This is a genomic window from Salmonella sp. SAL00670 (assembly GCF_046552235.1).
GTDB lineage: Bacteria > Pseudomonadota > Gammaproteobacteria > Enterobacterales > Enterobacteriaceae > Salmonella > Salmonella enterica.
Genome location: NZ_JBGDUO010000005.1, coordinates 296118 through 319493 on the forward strand (window position 1 = coordinate 296118; position 23376 = coordinate 319493).

The following is a 23376-nucleotide window of genomic DNA, read 5'->3' on the forward strand; positions in this document are numbered from 1 at the left end:
ACAGGATACTGGCGCGCATACACAGCACATCTCTTTGCAGGAAAAAAACGCTATGAAAAATGTTGGTTTTATCGGCTGGCGCGGAATGGTCGGCTCTGTTCTCATGCAACGCATGGTAGAGGAGCGCGATTTCGACGCTATTCGCCCTGTTTTCTTTTCTACCTCCCAGTTTGGACAGGCGGCGCCCACCTTCGGCGACACCTCCACCGGCACGCTACAGGACGCTTTTGATCTGGATGCGCTAAAAGCGCTCGATATCATCGTGACCTGCCAGGGCGGCGATTATACCAACGAAATTTATCCAAAGCTGCGCGAAAGCGGATGGCAGGGTTACTGGATTGACGCGGCTTCTACGCTGCGCATGAAAGATGATGCCATTATTATTCTCGACCCGGTCAACCAGGACGTGATTACCGACGGCCTGAATAATGGCGTGAAGACCTTTGTGGGCGGTAACTGTACCGTTAGCCTGATGTTGATGTCGCTGGGCGGTCTCTTTGCCCATAATCTCGTTGACTGGGTATCCGTCGCGACCTATCAGGCCGCCTCCGGCGGCGGCGCGCGCCATATGCGCGAGCTGTTAACCCAGATGGGTCAGTTGTATGGCCATGTCGCCGATGAACTGGCGACGCCGTCTTCCGCAATTCTTGATATTGAACGCAAAGTTACGGCATTGACCCGCAGCGGCGAGCTGCCGGTTGATAACTTTGGCGTACCGCTGGCGGGAAGCCTGATCCCCTGGATCGACAAACAGCTCGATAACGGCCAGAGCCGCGAAGAGTGGAAAGGCCAGGCGGAAACCAACAAGATTCTCAATACTGCCTCTGTGATTCCGGTTGATGGTTTGTGCGTGCGCGTCGGCGCGCTGCGCTGTCACAGCCAGGCGTTCACCATCAAGCTGAAAAAAGAGGTATCCATTCCGACGGTGGAAGAACTGCTGGCGGCACATAATCCGTGGGCGAAAGTGGTGCCGAACGATCGTGATATCACTATGCGCGAATTAACCCCGGCGGCGGTGACCGGCACGTTGACTACGCCGGTTGGTCGTCTGCGTAAGCTGAACATGGGGCCAGAGTTCTTGTCGGCGTTTACCGTAGGCGACCAGTTGTTATGGGGCGCCGCCGAGCCGCTGCGTCGAATGCTGCGCCAGTTGGCGTAGTAGCTATTGCAGCGCTTATCGGGCCTGCGTGTGGTTCTGTAGGCCGGATAAGGCGCGTCAGCGCCGCCATCCGGCGGGGAAATTTGTGTTAAACCAGGGGTGCATCGTCACCCTTTTTTTGCGTAATACAGGAGTAAACGCAGATGTTTCATTTTTATCAGGAGTTAAGCAGAGCATTGGCTATTCTTTAAGGGTAGCTTAATCCCACGGGTATTAAGCCTAACCTGAAGGTAGGACGACGCAGATAGGATGCACAGTGTGCTGCGCCGTTCAGGTCAAAGAAGTGTCACTACCTGATGTTGAATTCAGTGAGATGGAGTGACGCCACAAAACAGGATGACAAACCATGTCCAGTCGTATCGATAGAGACGTGATTAATGCGCTAATTGCAGGACATTTTGCGGACCCTTTTTCCGTACTCGGAATGCACCAGACCCAAGCCGGACTAGAAGTCCGCGCCCTATTACCTGACGCCACCGACGTATGGGTGATTGAACCCAAAACCGGACGTAAAGTCGGCAAACTGGAATGTCTCGACGCTCGCGGTTTTTTCTGCGGCGTTTTACCCCGACGTAAAAATTTCTTTCGCTATCAGCTCGCCGTGACCTGGCACGGACAGCAGAACCTCATCGACGATCCTTACCGTTTTGGTCCATTAATACAGGAAATGGATGCCTGGCTATTGTCGGAAGGCACCCACCTGCGTCCTTATGAAACGCTGGGCGCGCACGCCGATACGATGGATGGCGTCACCGGCACCCGTTTCTCCGTTTGGGCGCCTAATGCTCGTCGCGTTTCGGTTGTCGGGCAATTCAACTATTGGGATGGGCGTCGCCACCCGATGCGTCTGCGCAAAGAGAGCGGTATTTGGGAGCTGTTTATCCCCGGCGCGCATAATGGACAACTGTATAAATTCGAGCTGCTTGATGCGAACGGTAATCTGCGCATTAAAGCCGATCCCTATGCTTTTGAGGCGCAGATGCGTCCGGAAACGGCGTCGATGATTTGCGGACTGCCGGAGAAAGTGACGCCAAGCGAAGAACGACAAAAAGCCAATCAGTTTGATGCGCCGATCTCGATTTATGAGGTGCATTTAGGTTCATGGCGCCGCCATACGGATAACAATTTCTGGCTGAGCTATCGTGAGCTGGCGGATCAGCTTGTGCCTTACGCCAAATGGATGGGCTTTACGCACCTTGAACTCTTGCCGGTCAACGAACATCCGTTTGACGGCAGTTGGGGCTACCAGCCGACCGGCCTCTACGCGCCGACCCGCCGCTTTGGTACGCGGGACGACTTCCGCTATTTCATCAATGCGGCCCATGCGGCGGGCCTTAACGTCATTCTCGACTGGGTGCCGGGCCATTTCCCGTCCGATGAATTTAGCCTCGCGGAGTTTGACGGCACCCACCTCTATGAGCACAGCGACCCGCGCGAGGGCTATCACCAGGACTGGAATACGCTGATCTACAACTATGGTCGTCGTGAAGTCAGTAATTATCTGGTGGGCAACGCCCTGTACTGGATGGAGCGTTTTGGGATTGATGCGCTGCGTGTCGATGCGGTGGCCTCTATGATCTACCGCGACTACAGCCGCAAAGAGGGCGAGTGGATACCGAACGAGTTCGGCGGTCGTGAAAACCTGGAAGCCATTGAGTTTCTGCGTAATACCAACCGCATTATTGGCGAGCAGGTGCCCGGCGCGGTCAGCATGGCGGAAGAGTCGACAGACTTCTCTGGCGTGACGCGTCCACCGGAAACGGGTGGGCTGGGGTTCTGGTACAAGTGGAATCTGGGCTGGATGCACGACACGCTGGACTACATGAAGCTGGACCCGGTGTACCGCCAGTATCATCACGACAAGCTGACCTTTGGTATGTTGTACAACCATACCGAAAACTTTGTTCTGCCGCTGTCGCACGATGAGGTGGTTCACGGCAAGAAATCCATTCTCGATCGTATGCCGGGCGATGCGTGGCAAAAATTCGCCAACCTGCGCGCCTATTATGGCTGGATGTGGGCCTTCCCCGGCAAGAAACTGCTGTTTATGGGGAATGAGTTTGCCCAGGGACGCGAGTGGAACCATGACGCCAGCCTCGACTGGCACCTGCTGGAGGGGGGCGATAACTGGCACCACGGGGTTCAGCGTCTGGTGCGCGATCTCAACCACACCTATCGCCACCATAAAGCGTTGCATGAGCTGGATTTTGATGCTTACGGCTTTGAGTGGCTGGTGGTCGATGACAATGAACGCTCGGTACTGATTTTTGTACGCCGTGATAAAGCCGGTAACGAGATCATCGTCGCCAGCAACTTTACGCCCGTGCCTCGCCACGACTACCGCTTTGGCATCAACCAGCCGGGACGCTGGCGTGAAATTCTCAATACTGATTCGATGCATTATCACGGTAGCAACACCGGCAATGGCGGCGTGGTGCACAGCGATGAGATCGAAAGCCATGGCCGTCAGCACTCTCTTAGCCTGACGTTACCGCCGTTGGCGACGATCTGGCTGATGCGGGAGGGGGAATGACGCAGCTTGCGATCGGCGAAGCAACGCCGCATGGCGCAACGTATGACGGTCATGGCGTGAATTTCACGCTCTTTTCCGCCCATGCGGAGCGCGTAGAGCTGTGCGTTTTTGATTCCCGAGGGAATGAGCGTCGCTATGACCTGCCAGGACGTCGCGGCGATGTCTGGCATGGTTATCTGGCAGGCGCCAGGCCAGGTTTGCGCTATGGCTATCGCGTACATGGCCCGTGGCAGCCAGCGCAGGGGCATCGGTTTAATCCGGCGAAGTTACTGCTTGATCCTTATGCGCGCCGGGTCGAGGGCGAACTAAAAGATCATCCGCTGTTGCACGGCGGACACGATGAACCGGACTACCGCGATAACGCGGCGGTGGCGCCGAAAAGCGTGGTAATCAGCGACCATTATGACTGGGAAGATGACGCCGCGCCGCGCACGCCGTGGGGAAAAACGGTCATCTATGAAGCGCATGTCAAAGGGCTTACCTACCTGCATCCGGAACTCCCCCAGGAGATACGCGGCACCTATAAAGCGCTCGGTCATCCGGTCATGGTGGCGTACTTCAAGCAGCTTGGCATTACGGCGCTGGAACTGTTGCCGGTGGCGCAGTTTGCCAGCGAGCCGCGCCTGCAACGTATGGGGCTGACCAATTATTGGGGTTATAACCCGATGGCGATGTTCGCGCTGCATCCCGCCTGGGCCAGTTCGCCCGAGACGGCGCTGGACGAGTTTCGCGATGCGGTGAAAGCGCTGCATCGCGCGGGGATTGAGGTCATTCTGGACATCGTATTAAACCATAGCGCCGAACTGGATCTGGACGGTCCAACCTTCTCCCTGCGCGGAATTGATAACCGTAGCTATTATTGGATAAGGGACGATGGCGATTATCACAACTGGACGGGGTGCGGCAACACGCTCAATTTAAGCCATCCCGGCGTGGTGGAATACGCGTGCGAGTGTTTGCGCTATTGGGTGGAAACCTGTCATGTCGATGGTTTTCGTTTTGATTTGGCGTCCGTCATGGGGCGCACGCCGACGTTTCGCCAGGATGCGCCGCTGTTCGCCGCGATTAAAGCGTGTCCTGTGTTATCAACGGTCAAGCTGATTGCTGAACCGTGGGATATTGGCGAGGGCGGCTATCAGGTCGGGAATTTTCCGCCACCGTTTGCCGAGTGGAACGACCATTTTCGCGATGCGGCCCGCCGATTCTGGTTGCCGCGTAACCTGACGACCGGGGAGTTTGCCTGTCGTTTCGCCGCTTCCAGCGATGTGTTTAAACGCAATGGCCGCGCGCCCGGCGCCTCTGTCAATCTGCTCACGGCGCATGACGGTTTTACGCTCCGGGACTGCGTCTGTTTCAATCAGAAACACAATGAGGCGAACGGTGAGGAAAATCGCGACGGCACCAACAGCAATTACAGCGACAATCATGGTAAAGAAGGATTAGGCGGTCCGCTTGATTTAATGGAGCGGCGGCGCGACAGCATTCATGCCCTGCTGGCGACGCTACTGCTCTCTCAGGGAACGCCGATGCTGCTGGCAGGCGATGAACACGGCCATAGCCAGCACGGCAACAATAACGCCTACTGTCAGGATAATGCCTTAACCTGGCTGGACTGGCAGCAGGCAAACCGTGGGTTAACCACGTTTACCGCCGCGCTGATTCGTTTGCGTCAGCAGATACCGGCTTTAACCGGCGATAGCTGGTGGGAAGAAGGCGATGGCAACGTGCGTTGGCTAAATAAAAACGCGCAACCCTTGAGTGCGGATGAGTGGCAAAACGGGCCTAAGCTGATGCAAATTCTGTTGTCGGACCGTTTTCTGATTGCGATAAATGCCACGCTTGAGGTGACAGATATAGTTTTACCCGAAGGGGAATGGCGCGCCGTTCCCCCATTCGCTGGAGAGGATAATCCGGTGATAACGGCGGTCTGGCAGGGACCTGCGCATGGACTGTGTGTGTTCCAGAGAGGATAAAAAAGGAGTTAATCATGGTGAGTTTAGAGAAGAACGATCGTGTAATGTTGGCGCGCCAGCTGCCATTGAAATCTGTTGCCCTAATCCTGGCCGGCGGCCGCGGCACGCGTCTAAAAGATTTAACGAACAAACGCGCCAAACCAGCCGTCCACTTTGGTGGGAAGTTCCGCATCATCGATTTCGCCTTATCTAATTGTCTGAACTCCGGGATTCGCCGTATCGGCGTGATCACTCAGTATCAGTCCCATACGCTGGTGCAGCATATTCAGCGCGGCTGGTCACTGTTTAGCGAAGAGATGAACGAATTTGTCGATCTGCTGCCAGCCCAACAGCGTATGAAGGGCGAAAACTGGTATCGCGGCACGGCAGACGCGGTGACCCAGAACCTGGATATTATTCGTCGCTATAAAGCGGAATATGTCGTCATCCTGGCAGGCGATCATATCTATAAGCAGGACTACTCGCGTATGTTGATCGATCACGTTGAAAAGGGCGCGCGTTGCACGGTGGCCTGTATGCCGGTGCCGATCAAAGAAGCGACGGCGTTCGGCGTGATGGCGGTCGATGAAAGCGACAAGATTATTGATTTTGTCGAAAAACCGGCGAATCCCCCCGCAATGCCTGGTGACGCCAGCAAATCGCTGGCCAGTATGGGCATTTACGTTTTTGACGCCGATTACCTGTATGAATTGCTGGCGGCAGACGATAAAGATGACGCTTCCAGCCACGATTTCGGTAAAGACATTATCCCCAAAATCACCCGCGAAGGTATGGCTTACGCGCATCCTTTCCCGCTCTCCTGCGTGCAGTCCGATCCGCAAGCCGAACCGTACTGGCGCGATGTAGGTACGCTGGAAGCTTACTGGAAGGCGAACCTGGATTTAGCCTCGGTGACGCCGGAGCTGGATATGTATGACCAGAACTGGCCTATCCGTACGCATATGGAATCGCTACCGCCTGCGAAATTCGTGCAGGACCGCTCAGGTAGCCACGGTATGACGCTGAACTCGCTGGTCTCCGGCGGCTGCATTATCTCCGGTTCGGTGGTGGTGCAATCTGTGCTCTTCCCACGGGTGAGAATAAATTCTTTTTGTAATATTGATTCGGCAGTGTTGTTACCTGAGGTTTGGGTAGGGCGCTCCTGCCGTTTACGTCGCTGTGTTATTGACCGTGCCTGTATTATCCCGGAAGGCATGGTGATTGGTGAAAATGCGGAAGAGGACGCTCGTCGTTTCTACCGTTCAGAAGAAGGTATTGTACTGGTCACGCGTGAAATGCTGCGCAAACTGCAGGTCAAACAGGAGCGATAATGCAGGTTTTACATGTATGTTCAGAGATGTTCCCCCTGCTGAAGACTGGGGGGCTGGCGGATGTGATAGGCGCGTTGCCTGCGGCACAAATTGCGGATGGTGTTGATGTTCGCGTTCTGCTTCCAGGGTTTCCCGATATCCGTCGGGGGATACCCGACGCGCATGTGGTGAGCCGCCGCGATACTTTCGCAGGTAAGATATCGCTGCTGTTCGGGCATTATAACGGCGTGGGCATTTATCTGATCGACGCGCCGCATCTGTACGAGCGTCCAGGCAGTCCCTATCACGATACGAATTTATATGCCTATACCGATAACGTGCTGCGCTTTGCCCTGTTAGGGTGGGTCGGCTGTGAAATGGCCTGCGGACTTGATCCATTCTGGCGCCCCGACGTGGTGCACGCCCATGACTGGCACGCTGGGCTGGCGCCCGCCTATCTGGCGGCGCGCGGGCGGCCGGCGAAATCGGTCTTTACCGTACACAACCTGGCCTATCAAGGCATGTTTTATGCAAAGCATATGGATGACATCGAACTGCCGTGGTCATTCTTTAATATGCATGGGCTGGAGTTCAACGGACAACTCTCCTTTTTGAAGGCCGGTTTGTACTATGCCGACCATATTACGGCGGTGAGCCCGACCTATGCGCGTGAAATTACTGAACCGCAGTTTGCTTATGGTATGGAAGGCCTGCTGCGCCAGCGTCATCTGGAAGGGCGCTTGTCCGGCATACTGAACGGCGTGGATGAGAAGATCTGGAATCCGGAATCCGATCTGCTGCTGGCGTCGCGCTACACGCGCGATACCCTGGAAGAGAAGGCGGAAAACAAACGTCAGCTACAAATTGCGATGGGGTTGAAGGTTAACGACAAAGTGCCGCTGTTTGCCGTGGTAAGCCGTCTGACCAACCAGAAAGGTCTGGATCTGGTGCTGGAGGCGTTACCGGGGCTGCTGGAGCAGGGCGGGCAGTTGGCGCTACTCGGCGCGGGCGATCCGGTGCTTCAGGAAGGGTTCCTCGCGGCGGCGGCGGAACACCCAGGGCAGGTTGGCGTACAGATCGGCTATCACGAAGCTTTCTCGCATCGCATTATGGGCGGCGCGGACGTTATTCTGGTGCCCAGTCGTTTCGAACCGTGCGGCTTAACGCAGTTATATGGCTTAAAGTATGGCACGCTGCCTCTGGTGCGGCGTACCGGGGGGTTGGCCGATACGGTCTCCGACAGTTCGCTGGAAAATCTGGCGGACGGTATCGCCAGCGGTTTTGTCTTTGAAGACAGTAATGCCTGGTCGTTGCTACGCGCGATTCGGCGTGCTTTTGTGTTGTGGTCACGGCCTTCGCTTTGGCGGTTTGTACAACGGCAGGCGATGGCGATGGATTTTAGCTGGCAAGTTGCCGCGAAATCATACCGCGAGCTGTACTATCGCTTGAAATAGTCATCCAGGAATCATTTATATGAATGCTCCGTTTACTTATGCATCGCCCACTCTCAGCGTTGAGGCGCTTAAGCATTCTATTGCCTATAAGCTGATGTTTACGATTGGTAAAGACCCGGTCATTGCCAATAAACATGAATGGCTGAACGCCACGTTGTTCGCGGTGCGCGATCGTCTGGTGGAGCGCTGGCTGCGTTCTAATCGAGCCCAATTATCGCAGGAAACCCGGCAGGTTTATTACCTGTCGATGGAGTTTTTGATTGGTCGTACCCTCTCTAACGCGCTGCTCTCGCTGGGCATTTATGATGACGTTAAAGGCGCGCTGGAGGCCATGGGCTTAGATCTCGAAGAGCTGATCGATGAAGAGAATGACCCAGGGCTTGGCAACGGCGGCTTAGGACGGCTGGCGGCTTGCTTCCTGGACTCGCTGGCGACGCTAGGATTACCGGGTCGCGGGTATGGCATTCGCTACGATTACGGCATGTTTAAGCAGAATATTGTCGACGGGCGGCAAAAAGAATCTCCGGATTACTGGCTGGAATATGGCAACCCGTGGGAGTTCAAGCGCCACAATACGCGCTATAAGGTGCTTTTTGGCGGGCGCATTCAGCAGGAAGGTAAAAAAGCGCGCTGGATTGAGACGGAAGAGATTCTGGCCGTCGCGTATGATCAGATCATCCCCGGTTACGACACCGACGCCACTAACACACTGCGGCTGTGGAATGCGCAGGCCAGTAGTGAAATCAACCTCGGTAAATTCAACCAGGGCGACTACTTTGCGGCGGTGGAAGATAAAAACCACTCTGAGAACGTTTCACGGGTGCTCTACCCGGACGATTCCACCTATTCCGGACGCGAGCTGCGCCTGCGCCAGGAGTATTTTCTGGTCTCGGCGACGGTACAGGATATCCTGCACCGTCATTATCAACTGCATAAAACCTATGAGAATCTGGCGGATAAAATCGCCATTCACCTCAATGATACGCATCCGGTGCTGTCAATTCCGGAGCTGATGCGCCTGCTGATTGATGAACATAAATTTAGCTGGGACGACGCGTTTGAGGTGTGCTGTCAGGTCTTCTCTTATACCAACCATACGTTGATGAGCGAGGCGCTGGAGACCTGGCCTGTCGATATGCTGGGGAAAATTCTGCCCCGTCACCTGCAGATTATCTTCGAGATTAACGACTATTTCCTGAAAACGTTGCAGGAGCAATATCCCAACGATACCAGCCTGCTTGGACGCGCGTCGATTATTGATGAGTCGAACGGCCGCCGGGTACGGATGGCCTGGCTGGCGGTGGTGGTCAGCCATAAAGTCAACGGCGTTTCTGAACTCCATTCCAACCTGATGGTGCAGTCGCTGTTCGCGGATTTTGCGAAGATTTTTCCGACCCGTTTTTGTAACGTCACTAACGGCGTTACGCCGCGCCGCTGGCTGGCGCTGGCAAACCCGCCGCTGTCTGACGTGCTGGATGAGAATATTGGTCGTACCTGGCGTACCGATCTTAGTCAGCTCAGCGAGCTAAAGCAGCATTGTGATTATCCGCTGGTCAATCATGCGGTGCGTCAGGCGAAGCTGGAAAATAAAAAACGGCTGGCGGTAGTGATAGCGCAGCAGCTTAATGTGGTGGTTAACCCGAAGGCGCTGTTTGACGTGCAGATCAAGCGTATTCACGAGTACAAACGTCAGCTGATGAACGTGCTGCATGTCATTACCCGCTATAACCGCATTAAAGAAAATCCGGAGGCCGACTGGGTGCCGCGGGTGAATATTTTTGCCGGTAAGGCGGCTTCCGCCTATTACATGGCAAAACACATTATTCATCTGATCAACGACGTGGCGAAAGTGATTAACAACGATCCGCAGATTGGCGACAAGCTGAAAGTGGTGTTTATCCCGAACTACAGCGTCAGCCTGGCGCAGGTGATCATTCCCGCTGCCGACCTGTCTGAGCAGATTTCGCTGGCAGGGACAGAAGCTTCCGGCACCAGTAATATGAAATTTGCCCTGAACGGCGCGCTCACCATTGGTACGCTGGATGGCGCGAACGTAGAGATGCAGGAGCATGTCGGCGAGGGGAATATCTTTATCTTCGGTAATACTGCCGAAGAGGTGGAAGCGTTGCGCAGGCAGGGTTATAAGCCTCGCGACTATTATGAAAAAGATGAAGAGCTACATCAGGTACTGACGCAGATTGGTAGCGGCGTCTTTAATCCGGAAGAGCCAGGCCGTTACCGCGATCTGGTAGATTCGCTGATTAACTTTGGCGATCACTATCAGGTGCTGGCGGACTACCGCAGCTACGTGGACTGCCAGGATAAGGTGGATGAGTTGTATCGTCGCCCGGAAGAGTGGACGACGAAAGCGATGCTCAACATTGCCAATATGGGCTACTTCTCATCGGACAGAACCATCAAAGAGTATGCCGAAAATATCTGGCATATTGATCCGGTGCGGTTGTAGCGGTTTAACGCTTGAGAACGGGGCCAAACGGCCCCGTTTTTTATCGTGGTATATTCGGGGGGTATGCCGATATTCGTCTGCTGAATCTGTTAGCGGCACTTGGTCTCTGTCATGGAAAAAGGGTTGAGTACTGGTGTATAGTATTAGCAGAAAAATCCATAATTAATTGATAATAATATGAAAAAGATTACGACATCTATTCCGGCTCTCGATAAAATTATGCGCGTATTTGCTTACCTTCTGGAGTGCGATGGCGCAACGTTTACCCAGATCCATCAAAATTCAGGGATTGCGAAAAGCAGTACCTCATCTTTGCTCAACGGCATGGTGGAGCATGGGTTATTACGCCAGGAAAAAGACAAGTATTATCTGGGGCTACGCCTGTATGAATTAGGTAATAAAGCGGCGGAACAGTATGACATTAAAAAAATCGCGTTACCGATTCTTGAAGAGATTCGCGATAACACCGGCCTGACCTGCCATCTTGGCGTTCTGGAGGGCGATGCCCCCATTTATCTTCTGAAAGTCGAAAGCCCACAGGCTATTGTGATTCGAAGCTGGGAGGGCAAGCGCCTCTCATTACATAGCTCAGGGCTGGGGAAGGTGCTGATTGCATGGCTTAGCGGGGAAGAGCTGGAGGAGTTGCTGCCTCCAGATCAGATATTAACGCGTTTTACGGATACGACGATCACGGATGTGAATATCCTTAAGCAGGAGTTAGCAGGAATTCGCCGTCGCGGCTGGGGTTATGATAATGAAGAAGACTCCCTTGGCGTGCGCTGCATTGCGGTGCCGGTATTCAATACGCAGGGGAAAGTGATCGCCGCCCTGAGCGTATCCGGCGTTACGTTCCAGATCCCCGATGATAAACGCGAGTCGCTTGCTACGCTGATGATGGATGCCAGCCGTAGCCTGACGCGTCTGATGTGCTGAAATAAAAAGACATAGCGGGCAAGAAGCCCGCTTTCGTCATCGCTTAAAGTCCCGCACGCTGTAAGATCTGCTTCAAATTCGAAATATGTTCTTCATTTGCCGGCAAAACGGGGGGCATTACATGAGTTGAAATATCGACTCCGCTAAGCTGAATTGCCTTTTTGATTATCCCGAAGAAAGGTGAATCCAGGCTGTAAATAGTGGAAAGCGCGGACAGCCGGCGCTGTAATCCGAACATTGTCTCATACTCTTTTTCACACCACGCGCGGTAGATCCCGCAGGTTAGCTGCGGCGCAAAGTTCGCTGTCGCTGGGATCCCGCCGTTGCCGCCTAAGATAAGTGTATCCATCATATATTCATCATAGCCGGAGAAAATAACGAAGTCCGGACGCACTGGCCTGACATTATTGATGATTTCACGAATATGGCTGATATTATCAACGGTATCCTTAATGCCGATAATATTGGGGTGATCTTGCGCCAGCCGGGTAATTAAATCAACGCTAAGGTCCTGTCCCGTCAATGCTGGAAAGTTGTAGAGAATCACCGGGCTTTTTATGTTATTAGCCACGGTTTTGAAATGATGATAAATATACTCATCGGTCAATCTGGCATAGTAGGGATTGAGTACCAGCACGGCATCGACTTCGAGTCGGTCGGCATGCTGACCATACTCAATCACTTCCTGCGCGCTGGTGCTGCTAATACCTAATAGTACTGGAATACGGCGGTTAATATGACGGACGCAAAACTCTGCGGTTTCCAGACGCAGCGCATTGGTCATATGGCAAAATTCCCCTCCACTGCCCAGCAGTAATACGCCATTGACCTTGCTTGCAATAAGATGATCCAGCAAGGTTGCCATGCCGACTTTATCTAACTCTCCCTGCGCATTAACAATGGTCGGAACTGGCGGAAATACGCCGTGAAATTTCGTAATCTGAGTCATGTATTGATCCTTAAAACAGGCGAGCCGTAGCCCGCCAGGGATATTATTTAAGCCAGGCTCCGGCCATTAATGATGTTGCATTAGCGGTGAACTGTTTAAAGACGCCGCGACGGTTTGAATAATCAGGTTTCTTCCAGCTTGCACGACGCTCTTCAAGACAGCGGCGTATTTCCTCTTCTGTTTTAAACACTCCGTCGATCCCTACGATATTGAGCTTACGGCCTTTCACATCCATTTCGATTAAATCACCATCTTCCACCAGGGCAATCGGCCCGCCATCAGCGGCTTCTGGCGAGACGTGTCCGACACATGGCCCGCTGGTCGCTCCAGAGAAACGACCGTCGGTAATCAATGCGACTTTTCCGTCGAGGCGTTTGTCATACACGATGGCATCGGTGGTCATCAGCATTTCCGGTGCGCCAGAGCCTTTTGCGCCTTCGTAGCGAATGAAAATGACGTCGCCGGGTTCGATATGGTTATGGATGATGGCCTGCTGAGCGTCTTCTTCGGAGTTAAAGACCCGAGCAGGACCGGTATGGTGGTGCATATCCGGCGCACAGGCCGCGTATTTAATGACCGCTCCTTCAGGCGCGATGTTGCCTTTCAGTACCGCAATCGACCCTTTTTTGGTGGCATTTTCTGGTTTACGGATCACCTCCTCCGGACTGACTTTGTAATTGTTGAGGTAACCGTGGTTACGGGTAAAGAAGCCAGATTGATGGAGCATTTCCAGGTTGTCGCCGAGCGTACGGCCAGTCACGGTAAGAACATCAAGATCCAGATAATCGCGCAGATACCATTGCACCATTGGCACGCCGCCAGCGAACCACATCATTTCGGTAACGTATTCACCGCTGGGCTGAATATTGGTCAGATAAGGGATTTCGTTATTGATCCGATCAAACAGTTCGGGCTTCAGCTCCCATCCAAGTTCATGAGCGATGGCCGGAAGGTGGATCATCGCATTGGTGCTGCCACCAATAGCAGCATGGACTTTGATAGCATTTTCAAACGCCGCAGGAGTCAGGATCTTATGGGTGGTGATATTTTTCTCCGCCAGATACAGCGCCTGGTGGCCTGCGGTTCTGGCAACGCGGCGAATTTCCGCCAGGGTCGATGGCAGCAAAGCGCTGCCTGGCAGGGCCAGCCCCAAGGCCTCCGACATGCACTGCATGGTACTGGCCGTTCCCATAAACTGGCAGGCTCCGGCGGTGGGGCAACCGCATTGCTGCATGGCTTCCACTTGCTGAATGCCGATTTCGCCTTTCTTCAACTTAGCAGTGATCCCGCCGAGGTCAGAAGTACTCATATTCGGTGCCGGACGCATAGAACCGCCGGGAATATGCAGCAGCGGCAGGTTCAGGCGTGCGGCGGCAATCAGATGCGCCGGGATAGATTTATCGCAGCTTGAGATCAGAATACCGGCATCATAAGGCACCACTGAGGCATGAATTTCGACCATGTTGGCAATAGCTTCTCGAGATGCCAGGATGTAATTCATCCCATCGTGGCCCTGACCCCAGCCGTCGCAGATATCCGTCACATGGTGACGGACCGCGCGACCGCCGCTTTCATGAACACCCAGCACGGCTTCATCGCCCAGTTGGTTAAGATGGAAACTGCCCGGATGACTTTCGCCATAGCAATCATCCACCAGGACCTGCAGTTTATTGACATCTTCTTTGCTGTAATTCATTCCAAGACGCAGGGCGTCGAGCTGCGACCACAGGTCGCGAGCATGTTGACATTTTTGGCTCATTTGGCGATTCCTTCCTGTTTAAGTGACGCACCCGGCGTCGAGGTGTTAGGTGTGTTACTGCTACCTGCAGGACGAGCGGTAACAGAAGGTAAGCTGAAAAGCAGTCCAACGGCGATAAGCAGGGCGGCAACCAGTACGGTCATTCCTGCTGTTTGCGAGAACGTCACCGTTAACAGCCCGACGAGGTACGGACCGATAAAGCCGCCAATGTTGCCCAGGGCGTTGATCGTGCCGCGCACGCCGCCCAGAACGTTGGGGGCGAAGAGTAATGGCGGCAGCGTCCAGAATGGACCGGCATAGGCTTGCAGGAAGAACCCGCAAATAACCATCATGCCGTAGGCGAGCCAGACGTTATCTTTCAGTAATAAGGAGAGGGCGAGGCAGACCGCGAAACCCAGCAGAGGAATAGCCGTGTAAAGGCGGCGATTCATCGTTTTATCACACCATTTGGCGATGTAATACTGACCGATAATGCACAGAACGTAAGGCGCCGCAGTGAGTACCCCAACGATGGTCATGCCGCTGCCGGTCAGGTGTTTAATCAGATTTGGCATCCATAGCGCGAAGCCATAGAAGCCGACCTGTACGAAGAAATAGATACCGACAAGCTTCCACAGGTTGATGCTTTTTAATACGCCGCGAATGCTGCTTTGCTCTCCGCCAATACTCAACGCGCGATCGGCCAGCAATTTTTGTTCGATCCAGGCGCGCTCTTTCGGATCCAGCCACTTTGCCTGATGCGGGTGATCGGAAACCAAAGGTAGCCAGACAAAGAGCAGTCCCAGAGAGAGCAAGCCTTCGATGATAAACATCTCCCGCCAGCCGTAGGTTTCAATAAGCCAGCCGGAAAGCGGCCCGGTAATAATAGAAGCGACGGCCAGGTTCATCTGGAAATAGGCGATAGCCCTGGCGCGCTCCTCATTTGGGAACCAGTGGCCAATCAGCGCCAGAATGGCGGGATACACAGCACCTTCCGCCACGCCGAGCACAAAGCGGATAATCAACAACTGCGTCGGTGTCTGAACAAAACCGGTCAGCAGGGCAAAGCCACCCCAGGCGACGATTGTCCAGGCAATTAACTTTTTGGCGCTTAGCCGCTCGGCTATCTGACCGCCGGGAATTTGCAGGAAGATATAACCAATAAAGAAGATCCCGGCGACCAGACCGGCAAAAGAAGCCGTCATGCCTAAATCTTCATCCATGCCGCCTGCGATCCCAATGGCGATATTGGTCCTGTCCATATAGGCCACGATATAAACGAGGATCGTGGCTGGAATAATATGCAGCCAGCGCCCTCGTGTGGTCGGTTTCTCTATTTCAATGCTCATCATTGCATCCCTTTAGTATCAAAAATGTGTTCTGTATATGGAACTACTGTTCTGTATATTGACACTATGCCGACGTATTCATACAGCGTCAATTCCATACTCTAAGGAAGGTTATATTTTGTGATTTGCTTCAAAAATGAACGGAGGTAAGGTGAGAAAGAGCGGATAACCCAATGGAAACTGCTCATCGGTCTAATACATAGCCAAAATTGTGCGCTGCCTCACAGGATAAGATTATGCTCTCACCTGGTCATTGTGCGTTCAGAGTAAACAGCATTAAATTCTTTATGTGGAATTTGTGTTCTGTATATTGAACTTTAATGCTTTTTAAGGAGAAACAATGGTTACTACCGCGATCTTTCCGTCACGATATGTTCAGGGTAAAGGAGCGTTGACAACGCATCTCCCGCAGGAATTGGCCGCACTCGGTCATAAGGCGCTGATTTTGCAGGATCCTGTTGTTCACAGCACCTACCGGGATGCGGTTGCAACAGCACTGCACGGGGTGATTGAATTTGATATCGAAGTATTCAGTAGCGAGTGCAGTGATGAGGAAATTGCTCGCATCTCCGCACGCGCGCAGGAAATTGGCGCCGATGTGATTGTCGGTATGGGGGGTGGGAAAACCCTGGATACGGCAAAAGCAACCGGCGCCAGCCTGCGGCTGCCTATTGCCGTGGTTCCTACTCTGGCCTCAACGGATGCGCCGTGCAGTTCACTGGTTGTTATCTATACGCCAGAAGGGAAATTCAAACGCTACCTGATGATTCCACGTAACCCGACGCTTGTGCTGGTGGACAGCAGTATTATTGCTGCCGCGCCGGTACGCTTTTTGGTTTCCGGGATAGGCGATGCGCTGGCAACCTGGTTTGAAGCGGAAGATTGCCGCATCAAAGGGGCAGGCAATATGACCACCAGGCCAGGACCGATGACCGCATTTGAGCTGGCGCGCTTTTGCTACACCACCTTAATGCGCTATGGGCGCCTGGCGAAGCTTGCCTGTGAACAACATCAGGTTACTCCGGCGCTCGAACATGTTATCGAAGCGAATACACTATTATCCGGGCTCGGTTTTGAAAGCGGTGGGCTGGCGGCGGCGCACGCCATTCATAACGGTCTGACGGTACTGCCCGCCACGCACAAATACTGGCATGGGGAAAAGGTTGCGTTTGGCACGCTGGCAATGCTTATGCTCACCGATAGAGCGCCTGAGCTTATCGAGGAGGTTTATCAATTTTGTGAAGATATAGGCTTGCCCACCACGCTGGCGGATATTGGTCTGGCTGGCGTTAGCGATGATGAACTGCTGGCCGTTGCCAGGGCGTCTTGTCAAACTGGGGAAACGATGCACAACGAGCCGTTTACCATTACGCCGGAGGCTGTGCAGGCGGCATTGCGGGCCGCCGATGCTGTTGGGCAGGCGCGGAAAAAGATCGATCTTGCAGGTTAATGTGAGCCTGTAAATAAAAAACGGCAGCCGGAACTTTCAACTTCTGTCTGCCGCTATCGTGAATGTTTTAACGTCGTGATTTCAGAAAAATGCTTGGAGGGTGCTCAGGACTACCGGGTTTATACTTCCGTTATCGCAGGGATTAGCGGATAGAAAAATGAAAAATGCTAATTGGCTTTTTTTGTCAATCATAATGGCGTTTATCGGCGTGCCGCTGCTGGTGAACATTATTACGATTATCGTGGGGGGAATGTGGGCGTGCATTAGCGTTCTTGAAAATAGTATCCCCGTCGCGCAATCTATTGAGAAGGCTACCATTATCCCGGTAGTGCTTCTGGGCGTAGGGTTAATTTTTCTTTGTGGCCGGATATGGGGAAAGGGAAATGCATCAGAGGTAAATCCAGAATGGCGTGATTGCTGCCTGCTTATGCCCGCTCTGGTGGTGCTGATGGGGTGGGTCATCCTGATGTTTCTCACCGATCTTAATATTCGCGCGATAGGGCGTAAACCCATCGCCCAGGTGGTGCAAACGCTTTGGTTAGTACCCAGCGTAATATCCTTTTTCAACGGCTGGGTATGGGCAGTGTTGCTCATCCCGGTTGGCTCGCAGCTCTGTTTTGCATTAGGGTATGGCGGTGCGCGTTGGGGAGTGCTACGCGGCGGTGCGGGCTACTCTTGTCGTAATCTGCTGGTGATTTGCCTGCTGTTTTTCGGGAGCTGTGCCGTATACCAGTCACATCTTTATGCCGTGAAGTATCCCGCTCCCGAGAGCAGTGAATATCTTTATTTCCGCGATTATCAGGCGCACACATGGGGCAACAAGCTAACCGGGCTGCGCGATGAACCGACACTTCTGCTCACCCAAAATTGGCCGCGGCTCGATGGCGCAACGGCTGGCTTGCCGTTATACGCCTCGGCTTTTTATGCGCTTACGCGCTTTCCGGATGATATCTGCCCTGAAGACTACCTTGAAAACCAGGGAACCATTGAAGCCTATCAAAATATCCTTAACGGCAATGCCGATCTTATTTTTGTCGCCCAGCCTTCCACTGCTCAAAAGCAATTGGCCGAGGCCAGTGGCGTAAAACTGGTTTACACCCCCTTTGCACGTGAAGCGTTTGTGTTTATCGTCAACCAAAACAATCCCGTGTCATCGTTGAGTGATGTACAAATTCGCGGCATTTTTAGCGGAAGAATCACCCACTGGAATGAGGTGGGCGGAGAGGCAATCGACATTAAGCCCTGGCAGCGACCGGAAAACTCTGGCAGCCAAACGGCGATGCTGGCGAAGGTAATGAAAGAAACGAAGCTGATGCCAGCGCAAACAACATCAGTGGCAACCGCGATGGGGGAAATGGTGGATATCGTGGCTGAGTATCGCAATACGCACAACGCCATTGGCTATACCTTTCGTTATTACGCTACGCAGATGCACAGCAATAAAGAGATTAAATTACTGGCGATAAACGATGTTGCGCCGACGGTTGAAAATATTCGTAACGGCAGTTACCCGTACACGGTTGATGTTTATATGGTCACCCGTGAACACCCCACAGCGGAAACACAAAAGCTGGTGGACTGGTTTCTAAGCCCGCAGGGACAACAGTTGGTGCAGGATGTGGGATATGTGCCGCTGTATCCGGCCGCGAAATAAAGGGACTAAATGGAAGATGTTAAACTATATGTGGAACGGGTTGGCGTAGACCCGATCAGCGGCGCTGGTATTCGTATTGCACGGCGTGAATCCACTTCGTGGCATAAAGATATTGTTGCTGAGCTGATTAATCAGGTTCTCCGGTGTGGCGCGGCATTAATCATCGTCGCTGTGCTGACCGCCTGCGATGATCGCCAGGTAAGCTATTTTCCTGATTATGCCGCCATACCGGAGCAATCCGGTATCTGGACCTGGCTACCTGTGTTCTTTCCATCGTCCGCCAGTGAAATAGAGATGACGTTTAACCTGGACAGCAATCTTTTTTATGCTGACTTTAGCGTGGCCGACGGTGATAAACGCGCGCATTTTGAAAGCGTACTGGGGGAGGAGAGCGTGGTTCATTATGCCAACTTTTCTCATAAAAGCTGGTGTAAAACGGGGAAAACTCTCTGGAATAGCGAAGCGCGGGCAAAACCCTTTTTTATTACCAAAATAAGTGTCGATCGCTACCGTATCACTAATCATATGCCCGGCTGTACAAAACCCGGCGAGTGAATGCGGTATGTGGCGAAAAGGGCGGTATAAACCGCCCCGGATTTTATTACGACGCCAGTGAAAGTTGGTGTTTCTCAACATACGTCGCCAGCCACTGGGTGATGCGGGATTGCTGCTCGGCGGTCAGCCACATGCCTTCTTTGGTGCGACGCCAGATAGCATCTTCAGTACGGCGCACCCATTCGTGATCCACCAGGTACTTGAGTTCCGCTTCGTAAAACTCATGACCGAAATCTTCGCCTAAATCAAGCAGCGACGTGGCTTCGCCGAGAATCCACTCCGTGTTGCTGCCGTAAGTGCGCGAATAGTGGCGCGCCAGCGATTCCGTCAGGAACGGATAACGACGACGCAGCTTCGCCGCGTAATCTTCGCGGCTGCCGTCGATGTCGCCGCCGGGCAGTACGCACGTTTTGGTCCATGCCGGGCCGATGCCTGGATAATAAGACGCCAGTTTTTCCATCGCATGTTCGGCCAGCTTACGGTAGGTCGTGAGCTTACCGCCAAACACGGAAAGCAGCGGCGCTTTGCCGTTTTCATCATGAATATCAAGGGTATAATCGCGAGTGATCGCCTGCGGTGAGTCGGACTCATCATCGCACAGCGGACGGACGCCGGAGTACGTCCAGACGATGTCATCGCGCCCCAGTTGTTTCTGGAAGTGCGCGTTATAAACCTTCAACAGGTAATTAATTTCGCTCTCTTCAATTTTTACCGCTTTCGGATCGCCTTTATATTCGACATCGGTTGTGCCAATGATCGAAAACTCTTCCATCCACGGAATGACAAAGACGATACGCTTATCTTCGTTTTGCAGAATATACGCCTGCTTCTGATTATGGACGCGCGGCACGACGATATGGCTGCCTTTGATCAGGCGGATGCCATACGGTGACGGCAGGTGCATCCCTTCGTCGAAGAACTGTTTGACCCACGGTCCGGTGGCGTTAACCAGTCCGCGCGCCTGCCAGACATATTTTTTACCGGTGTCGATATCTTCCGCTTCGACAATCCACAGGCCATTTTCCCGACGAGCGGCGGTTGCGCGAGTACGGGTAAGGACTTCGCCGCCTTTACGCACCACCATCTGTGCGTTAGCCAGCACCAGACGCGCATCGTCTACCCAGCAGTCGGAATATTCGAATCCGCGCACGATTTCCGGTTTGAGCACCGAATCTGCGCCAAACCGCACACCGGTGGAACCGGGTAAACTGGTACGTTTGCCGAGGTGATCGTACATAAACAGACCGATGCGGATCATCCAGGCTGGACGTAAATGCGGGCGGTGCGGCAGACGAAAACGCATCGGGAAGGCGATGTGCGGCGCCATTTTCAACAGCACTTCACGTTCGGCCAGCGCTTCGCTGACCAGACGGAACTCGTAGTGCTCAAGGTAGCGTAAGCCGCCGTGGATAAGTTTCGAACTGGCGGAAGAGGTTGCGCAGGCCAAATCCTGCGCTTCCAGCATGAGTACGGACAAACCGCGCCCGGCGGCATCAGCCGCGATGCCTGCACCGTTAATGCCCCCGCCTATCACGATCAGATCTTTGGTTTCCATGCTGCCCTCTTGCACTTTCGTTAAAGTTCAAAAATGTTCGTTATCGAACATAATAGCAAAGAAACGCGCTATTGGTAACATCGAAAAAACATTTTAGAGTGATATGTATAACATTATGGCGCTAAGCTACTCCGTCAACGTACACTGGGCGATAAAATGCCTTAATTGGCTTCACCGGCAATAATGAAAGAGCGATTCATGGAACAATTTGAATGTATCACTGTAGAAGAGGCGTATCAGAAACTGCACCAGGGCGCGGCGGTGCTGGTCGATATTCGCGATCCGCAAAGTTATGCCATGGGTCATGCGCCGCAGGCGTTTCACTTGACTAACGATACGCTGGGCGCGTTTATGCGTGAGCATGGTTTCGATACCGCCGTGATGGTAATGTGCTATCACGGCAACAGTAGTAAAGGCGCCGCGCAGTATCTGCTCCAGCAAGGCTATGATGCGGTTTACAGCATTGACGGCGGGTTTGAGGCCTGGCATCGCCGTTTCCCTGCCGATGTCGCGAATGGCGCGTAATCCCATAAAGATGCAGCCTCCGACGAGAAGGGTATATATACTGTCTTCTTTTGTATGGACTAAGCGACAGCAATAATGTTGATGATTACTTCCTTTGCGAATCCTCGCGTGGCGCAGGCATTTGTTGATTACATGGCCACCCAGGGCGTCATTCTTACTATTCAGCAACATAATCAAAGCGATATCTGGTTGGCAGATGAATCGCAGGCCGAACGTGTGCGGGGCGAGCTGGCGCGGTTTATAGAAAATCCCGGCGATCCGCGTTATCTGGCGGCTAGCTGGCAGTCCGGGCAGACTAACAGCGGGCTACGCTATCGCCGTTTTCCCTTTCTCGCCACGCTGCGTGAACGAGCCGGCCCTGTTACCTGGATCGTGATGCTCGCCTGCGTGCTGGTCTATATCGCGATGAGTCTCATCGGCGATCAGACGGTGATGGTGTGGCTGGCGTGGCCGTTCGATCCGGTTTTAAAATTTGAAGTCTGGCGCTACTTCACCCATATCTTTATGCACTTCTCACTGATGCATATTCTTTTTAACCTGCTGTGGTGGTGGTATCTCGGCGGGGCGGTAGAGAAGCGCCTGGGCAGCGGTAAATTAATCGTCATTACGGTGATAAGCGCACTGCTAAGCGGCTATGTACAGCAGAAATTTAGCGGCCCGTGGTTTGGCGGACTGTCTGGCGTCGTCTATGCGCTGATGGGTTACGTGTGGCTGCGTGGAGAGCGCGATCCGCAAAGCGGAATTTACCTCCAGCGCGGCTTAATTATTTTTGCATTATTGTGGATAGTCGCTGGTTGGTTTGACTGGTTTGGCATGTCTATGGCGAACGGCGCGCACATCGCCGGGCTTATCGTCGGTTTAGCGATGGCCTTTGTTGATACGCTGAATGCGCGAAAACGAACGTGAGGCGTATCCGGCCTGTGGTCGAGATATTTTTCCAGGCCGGGTAGGGCGAATGCCGCTATCCGGCGCAAGGTTGGTTACTTTCAGAGATTATTCATGAAACAAACACAACGGCATGACGCGATCATTGAACTGGTAAAAAAACAGGGGTACGTCAGTACGGAAGAGCTGGTGGAGCATTTTTCTGTCAGCCCGCAAACCATTCGTCGGGATCTTAACGATCTGGCGGAACAGAATATGATTTTGCGCCACCACGGCGGCGCGGCGTTGCCCTCCAGCTCGGTGAACACGCCGTGGCACGATCGTAAGGCGACGCAAACGGAAGAAAAAGAGCGCATCGCTCGCAAAGTCGCGGCCCAGATCCCCAATGGTTCAACGCTGTTTATTGATATCGGCACGACGCCGGAAGCCGTAGCGCACGCCCTGTTAGGGCACAGTAATTTGCGGATCGTGACCAACAATTTGAACGTAGCGAACACGCTAATGGCGAAAGAGGATTTTCGTATTATCCTCGCCGGCGGTGAACTCCGTAGCCGCGACGGCGGCATTATTGGCGAAGCGACGCAGGACTTTATCGCCCAGTTCCGTCTCGATTTCGGCATTCTCGGTATTAGCGGTATTGATAGCGACGGCTCGTTGCTGGAATTTGACTACCATGAGGTACGCACCAAGCGCGCGATTATCGAAAATTCGCGCCACGTGATGCTGGTGGTGGATCACTCCAAATTTGGTCGTAATGCGATGGTAAACATGGGCAGCATTAGTATGGTCGATGCGGTCTACACCGATACTCTGCCGCCGCCGGGCGTGATGCAGGTGTTGACGGAGAACCATATCCAACTGGAGCTGTGTTAAAGAGACTGTCTTATCAGGCCTACACTCTGCGCGTG

Annotated in this window: 17 protein-coding genes; 13 read left to right on the plus strand and 4 right to left on the minus strand. The window is 53.3% G+C overall.

Translation table 11 applies throughout. The annotated features are described in order from the left end of the window. Positions 1–52 precede the first annotated feature (52 nt). The 7 genes from asd (at position 53) to ACLJRS_RS17715 (ending at position 11808) form a co-directional block, all read left to right on the plus strand. Positions 53–1159 (plus strand): aspartate-semialdehyde dehydrogenase, encoded by a 1107-nt coding sequence (gene asd / locus ACLJRS_RS17685; RefSeq protein WP_000799940.1) that lies wholly within the window; start codon positions 53–55, stop codon positions 1157–1159. Positions 1160–1505: 346 nt separating this feature from the next. Then, complete coding sequence (glgB, locus tag ACLJRS_RS17690; protein WP_000098553.1) at positions 1506–3692, plus strand: 1,4-alpha-glucan branching enzyme; 2187 nt, start codon at positions 1506–1508, stop codon at positions 3690–3692. Next, positions 3689–5665, plus strand: coding sequence for a glycogen debranching protein GlgX (glgX, locus tag ACLJRS_RS17695; protein WP_000192490.1), 1977 nt, complete (start codon positions 3689–3691; stop codon positions 5663–5665). The genes glgB and glgX overlap by 4 nt, the downstream gene beginning before the upstream one ends. Positions 5666–5679: 14 nt before the next feature. Then, positions 5680–6975 carry a glucose-1-phosphate adenylyltransferase gene (gene glgC / locus ACLJRS_RS17700; RefSeq protein WP_000253995.1) on the plus strand — a complete coding sequence of 432 codons (1296 nt, stop codon included), beginning with the start codon at positions 5680–5682 and terminating at the stop codon, positions 6973–6975. Beyond that, complete coding sequence (gene glgA, locus ACLJRS_RS17705) at positions 6975–8408, plus strand: glycogen synthase GlgA (RefSeq protein WP_001197669.1); 1434 nt, start codon at positions 6975–6977, stop codon at positions 8406–8408. The genes glgC and glgA overlap by 1 nt, the downstream gene beginning before the upstream one ends. Before the next feature lie 19 nt (positions 8409–8427). Then, a complete protein-coding gene (glgP, locus tag ACLJRS_RS17710; RefSeq protein WP_410957869.1) occupies positions 8428–10875 on the plus strand; it encodes a glycogen phosphorylase in 2448 nt (815 codons plus the stop codon). A 177-nt stretch (positions 10876–11052) separates the two neighbouring features. Then, the gene (locus ACLJRS_RS17715; RefSeq protein WP_000724553.1) at positions 11053–11808 is read left to right on the plus strand and encodes an IclR family transcriptional regulator; all 756 of its coding nucleotides are present in this window, start codon (positions 11053–11055) and stop codon (positions 11806–11808) included. A 43-nt stretch (positions 11809–11851) separates the two neighbouring features. On the opposite strand, the gene ACLJRS_RS17720 is transcribed toward ACLJRS_RS17715, so the two are convergent. From ACLJRS_RS17720 to ACLJRS_RS17730, 3 genes are read right to left on the minus strand one after another with little or no spacing between them, the layout of a single operon-like run. After that, positions 11852–12757, minus strand: a complete 906-nt coding sequence (locus tag ACLJRS_RS17720) for a dihydrodipicolinate synthase family protein (protein WP_000192191.1) — start codon at positions 12755–12757, stop codon at positions 11852–11854. Between the two features lie 43 nt (positions 12758–12800). Next, positions 12801–14516 carry a dihydroxy-acid dehydratase gene (gene ilvD / locus ACLJRS_RS17725; protein ID WP_000078496.1) on the minus strand — a complete coding sequence of 572 codons (1716 nt, stop codon included), beginning with the start codon at positions 14514–14516 and terminating at the stop codon, positions 12801–12803. Continuing rightward, on the minus strand, positions 14513–15847 hold the full coding sequence (locus tag ACLJRS_RS17730) for an MFS transporter (RefSeq protein ID WP_001518078.1): 1335 nt from the start codon (positions 15845–15847) through the stop codon (positions 14513–14515). Before ACLJRS_RS17730 ends, ilvD begins: the two co-directional genes overlap by 4 nt. 337 nt (positions 15848–16184) lie before the next feature. Here ACLJRS_RS17730 and ACLJRS_RS17735 point away from each other — a divergent pair, with 337 nt between their 5' ends. The 3 genes from ACLJRS_RS17735 (at position 16185) to ACLJRS_RS17745 (ending at position 19503) form a co-directional block, all read left to right on the plus strand. Next, the gene (locus ACLJRS_RS17735; RefSeq protein ID WP_000258846.1) at positions 16185–17294 is read left to right on the plus strand and encodes a glycerol dehydrogenase; all 1110 of its coding nucleotides are present in this window, start codon (positions 16185–16187) and stop codon (positions 17292–17294) included. Positions 17295–17451: 157 nt separating this feature from the next. After that, positions 17452–18948 carry a PstS family phosphate ABC transporter substrate-binding protein gene (locus ACLJRS_RS17740; RefSeq protein ID WP_000786255.1) on the plus strand — a complete coding sequence of 499 codons (1497 nt, stop codon included), beginning with the start codon at positions 17452–17454 and terminating at the stop codon, positions 18946–18948. A 9-nt stretch (positions 18949–18957) separates the two neighbouring features. Continuing rightward, positions 18958–19503: a hypothetical protein gene (locus tag ACLJRS_RS17745; RefSeq protein ID WP_000390378.1), complete on the plus strand. Its 546-nt coding sequence runs from the start codon at positions 18958–18960 to the stop codon at positions 19501–19503. Positions 19504–19549: 46 nt separating this feature from the next. Here the strand turns inward: ACLJRS_RS17745 and glpD are convergent, their stop codons facing one another. Beyond that, the gene (gene glpD / locus ACLJRS_RS17750; RefSeq protein ID WP_000448180.1) at positions 19550–21058 is read right to left on the minus strand and encodes a glycerol-3-phosphate dehydrogenase; all 1509 of its coding nucleotides are present in this window, start codon (positions 21056–21058) and stop codon (positions 19550–19552) included. A gap of 198 nt (positions 21059–21256) precedes the next feature. Between glpD and glpE the strand changes: the two genes are divergently transcribed. The 3 genes from glpE (at position 21257) to ACLJRS_RS17765 (ending at position 23341) form a co-directional block, all read left to right on the plus strand. Then, positions 21257–21583, plus strand: a complete 327-nt coding sequence (glpE, locus tag ACLJRS_RS17755) for a thiosulfate sulfurtransferase GlpE (RefSeq protein ID WP_000434523.1) — start codon at positions 21257–21259, stop codon at positions 21581–21583. Between the two features lie 75 nt (positions 21584–21658). Next, complete coding sequence (glpG, locus tag ACLJRS_RS17760; RefSeq protein WP_000928699.1) at positions 21659–22489, plus strand: rhomboid family intramembrane serine protease GlpG; 831 nt, start codon at positions 21659–21661, stop codon at positions 22487–22489. A 93-nt stretch (positions 22490–22582) separates the two neighbouring features. Continuing rightward, a complete protein-coding gene (locus ACLJRS_RS17765; protein ID WP_000815085.1) occupies positions 22583–23341 on the plus strand; it encodes a DeoR/GlpR family transcriptional regulator in 759 nt (252 codons plus the stop codon). Positions 23342–23376: the final 35 nt, after the last annotated feature.

Coding starts and splice junctions, on each gene's coding strand:
- glpG (WP_000928699.1), top strand. CDS start 21,659: ATGTTGATGATTACTTCCTTTGCGAATCCTCGCGTGGCGCAGGCATTT.
- asd (WP_000799940.1), top strand. CDS start 53: ATGAAAAATGTTGGTTTTATCGGCTGGCGCGGAATGGTCGGCTCTGTT.
- glpD (WP_000448180.1), bottom strand. CDS start 21,058: ATGGAAACCAAAGATCTGATCGTGATAGGCGGGGGCATTAACGGTGCA.
- ACLJRS_RS17735 (WP_000258846.1), top strand. CDS start 16,185: ATGGTTACTACCGCGATCTTTCCGTCACGATATGTTCAGGGTAAAGGA.
- glgA (WP_001197669.1), top strand. CDS start 6,975: ATGCAGGTTTTACATGTATGTTCAGAGATGTTCCCCCTGCTGAAGACT.
- ACLJRS_RS17740 (WP_000786255.1), top strand. CDS start 17,452: ATGAAAAATGCTAATTGGCTTTTTTTGTCAATCATAATGGCGTTTATC.
- ACLJRS_RS17715 (WP_000724553.1), top strand. CDS start 11,053: ATGAAAAAGATTACGACATCTATTCCGGCTCTCGATAAAATTATGCGC.
- glgX (WP_000192490.1), top strand. CDS start 3,689: ATGACGCAGCTTGCGATCGGCGAAGCAACGCCGCATGGCGCAACGTAT.
- glpE (WP_000434523.1), top strand. CDS start 21,257: ATGGAACAATTTGAATGTATCACTGTAGAAGAGGCGTATCAGAAACTG.
- ACLJRS_RS17720 (WP_000192191.1), bottom strand. CDS start 12,757: ATGACTCAGATTACGAAATTTCACGGCGTATTTCCGCCAGTTCCGACC.
- ACLJRS_RS17730 (WP_001518078.1), bottom strand. CDS start 15,847: ATGATGAGCATTGAAATAGAGAAACCGACCACACGAGGGCGCTGGCTG.
- glgC (WP_000253995.1), top strand. CDS start 5,680: ATGGTGAGTTTAGAGAAGAACGATCGTGTAATGTTGGCGCGCCAGCTG.
- glgP (WP_410957869.1), top strand. CDS start 8,428: ATGAATGCTCCGTTTACTTATGCATCGCCCACTCTCAGCGTTGAGGCG.
- glgB (WP_000098553.1), top strand. CDS start 1,506: ATGTCCAGTCGTATCGATAGAGACGTGATTAATGCGCTAATTGCAGGA.
- ACLJRS_RS17765 (WP_000815085.1), top strand. CDS start 22,583: ATGAAACAAACACAACGGCATGACGCGATCATTGAACTGGTAAAAAAA.
- ACLJRS_RS17745 (WP_000390378.1), top strand. CDS start 18,958: ATGGAAGATGTTAAACTATATGTGGAACGGGTTGGCGTAGACCCGATC.
- ilvD (WP_000078496.1), bottom strand. CDS start 14,516: ATGAGCCAAAAATGTCAACATGCTCGCGACCTGTGGTCGCAGCTCGAC.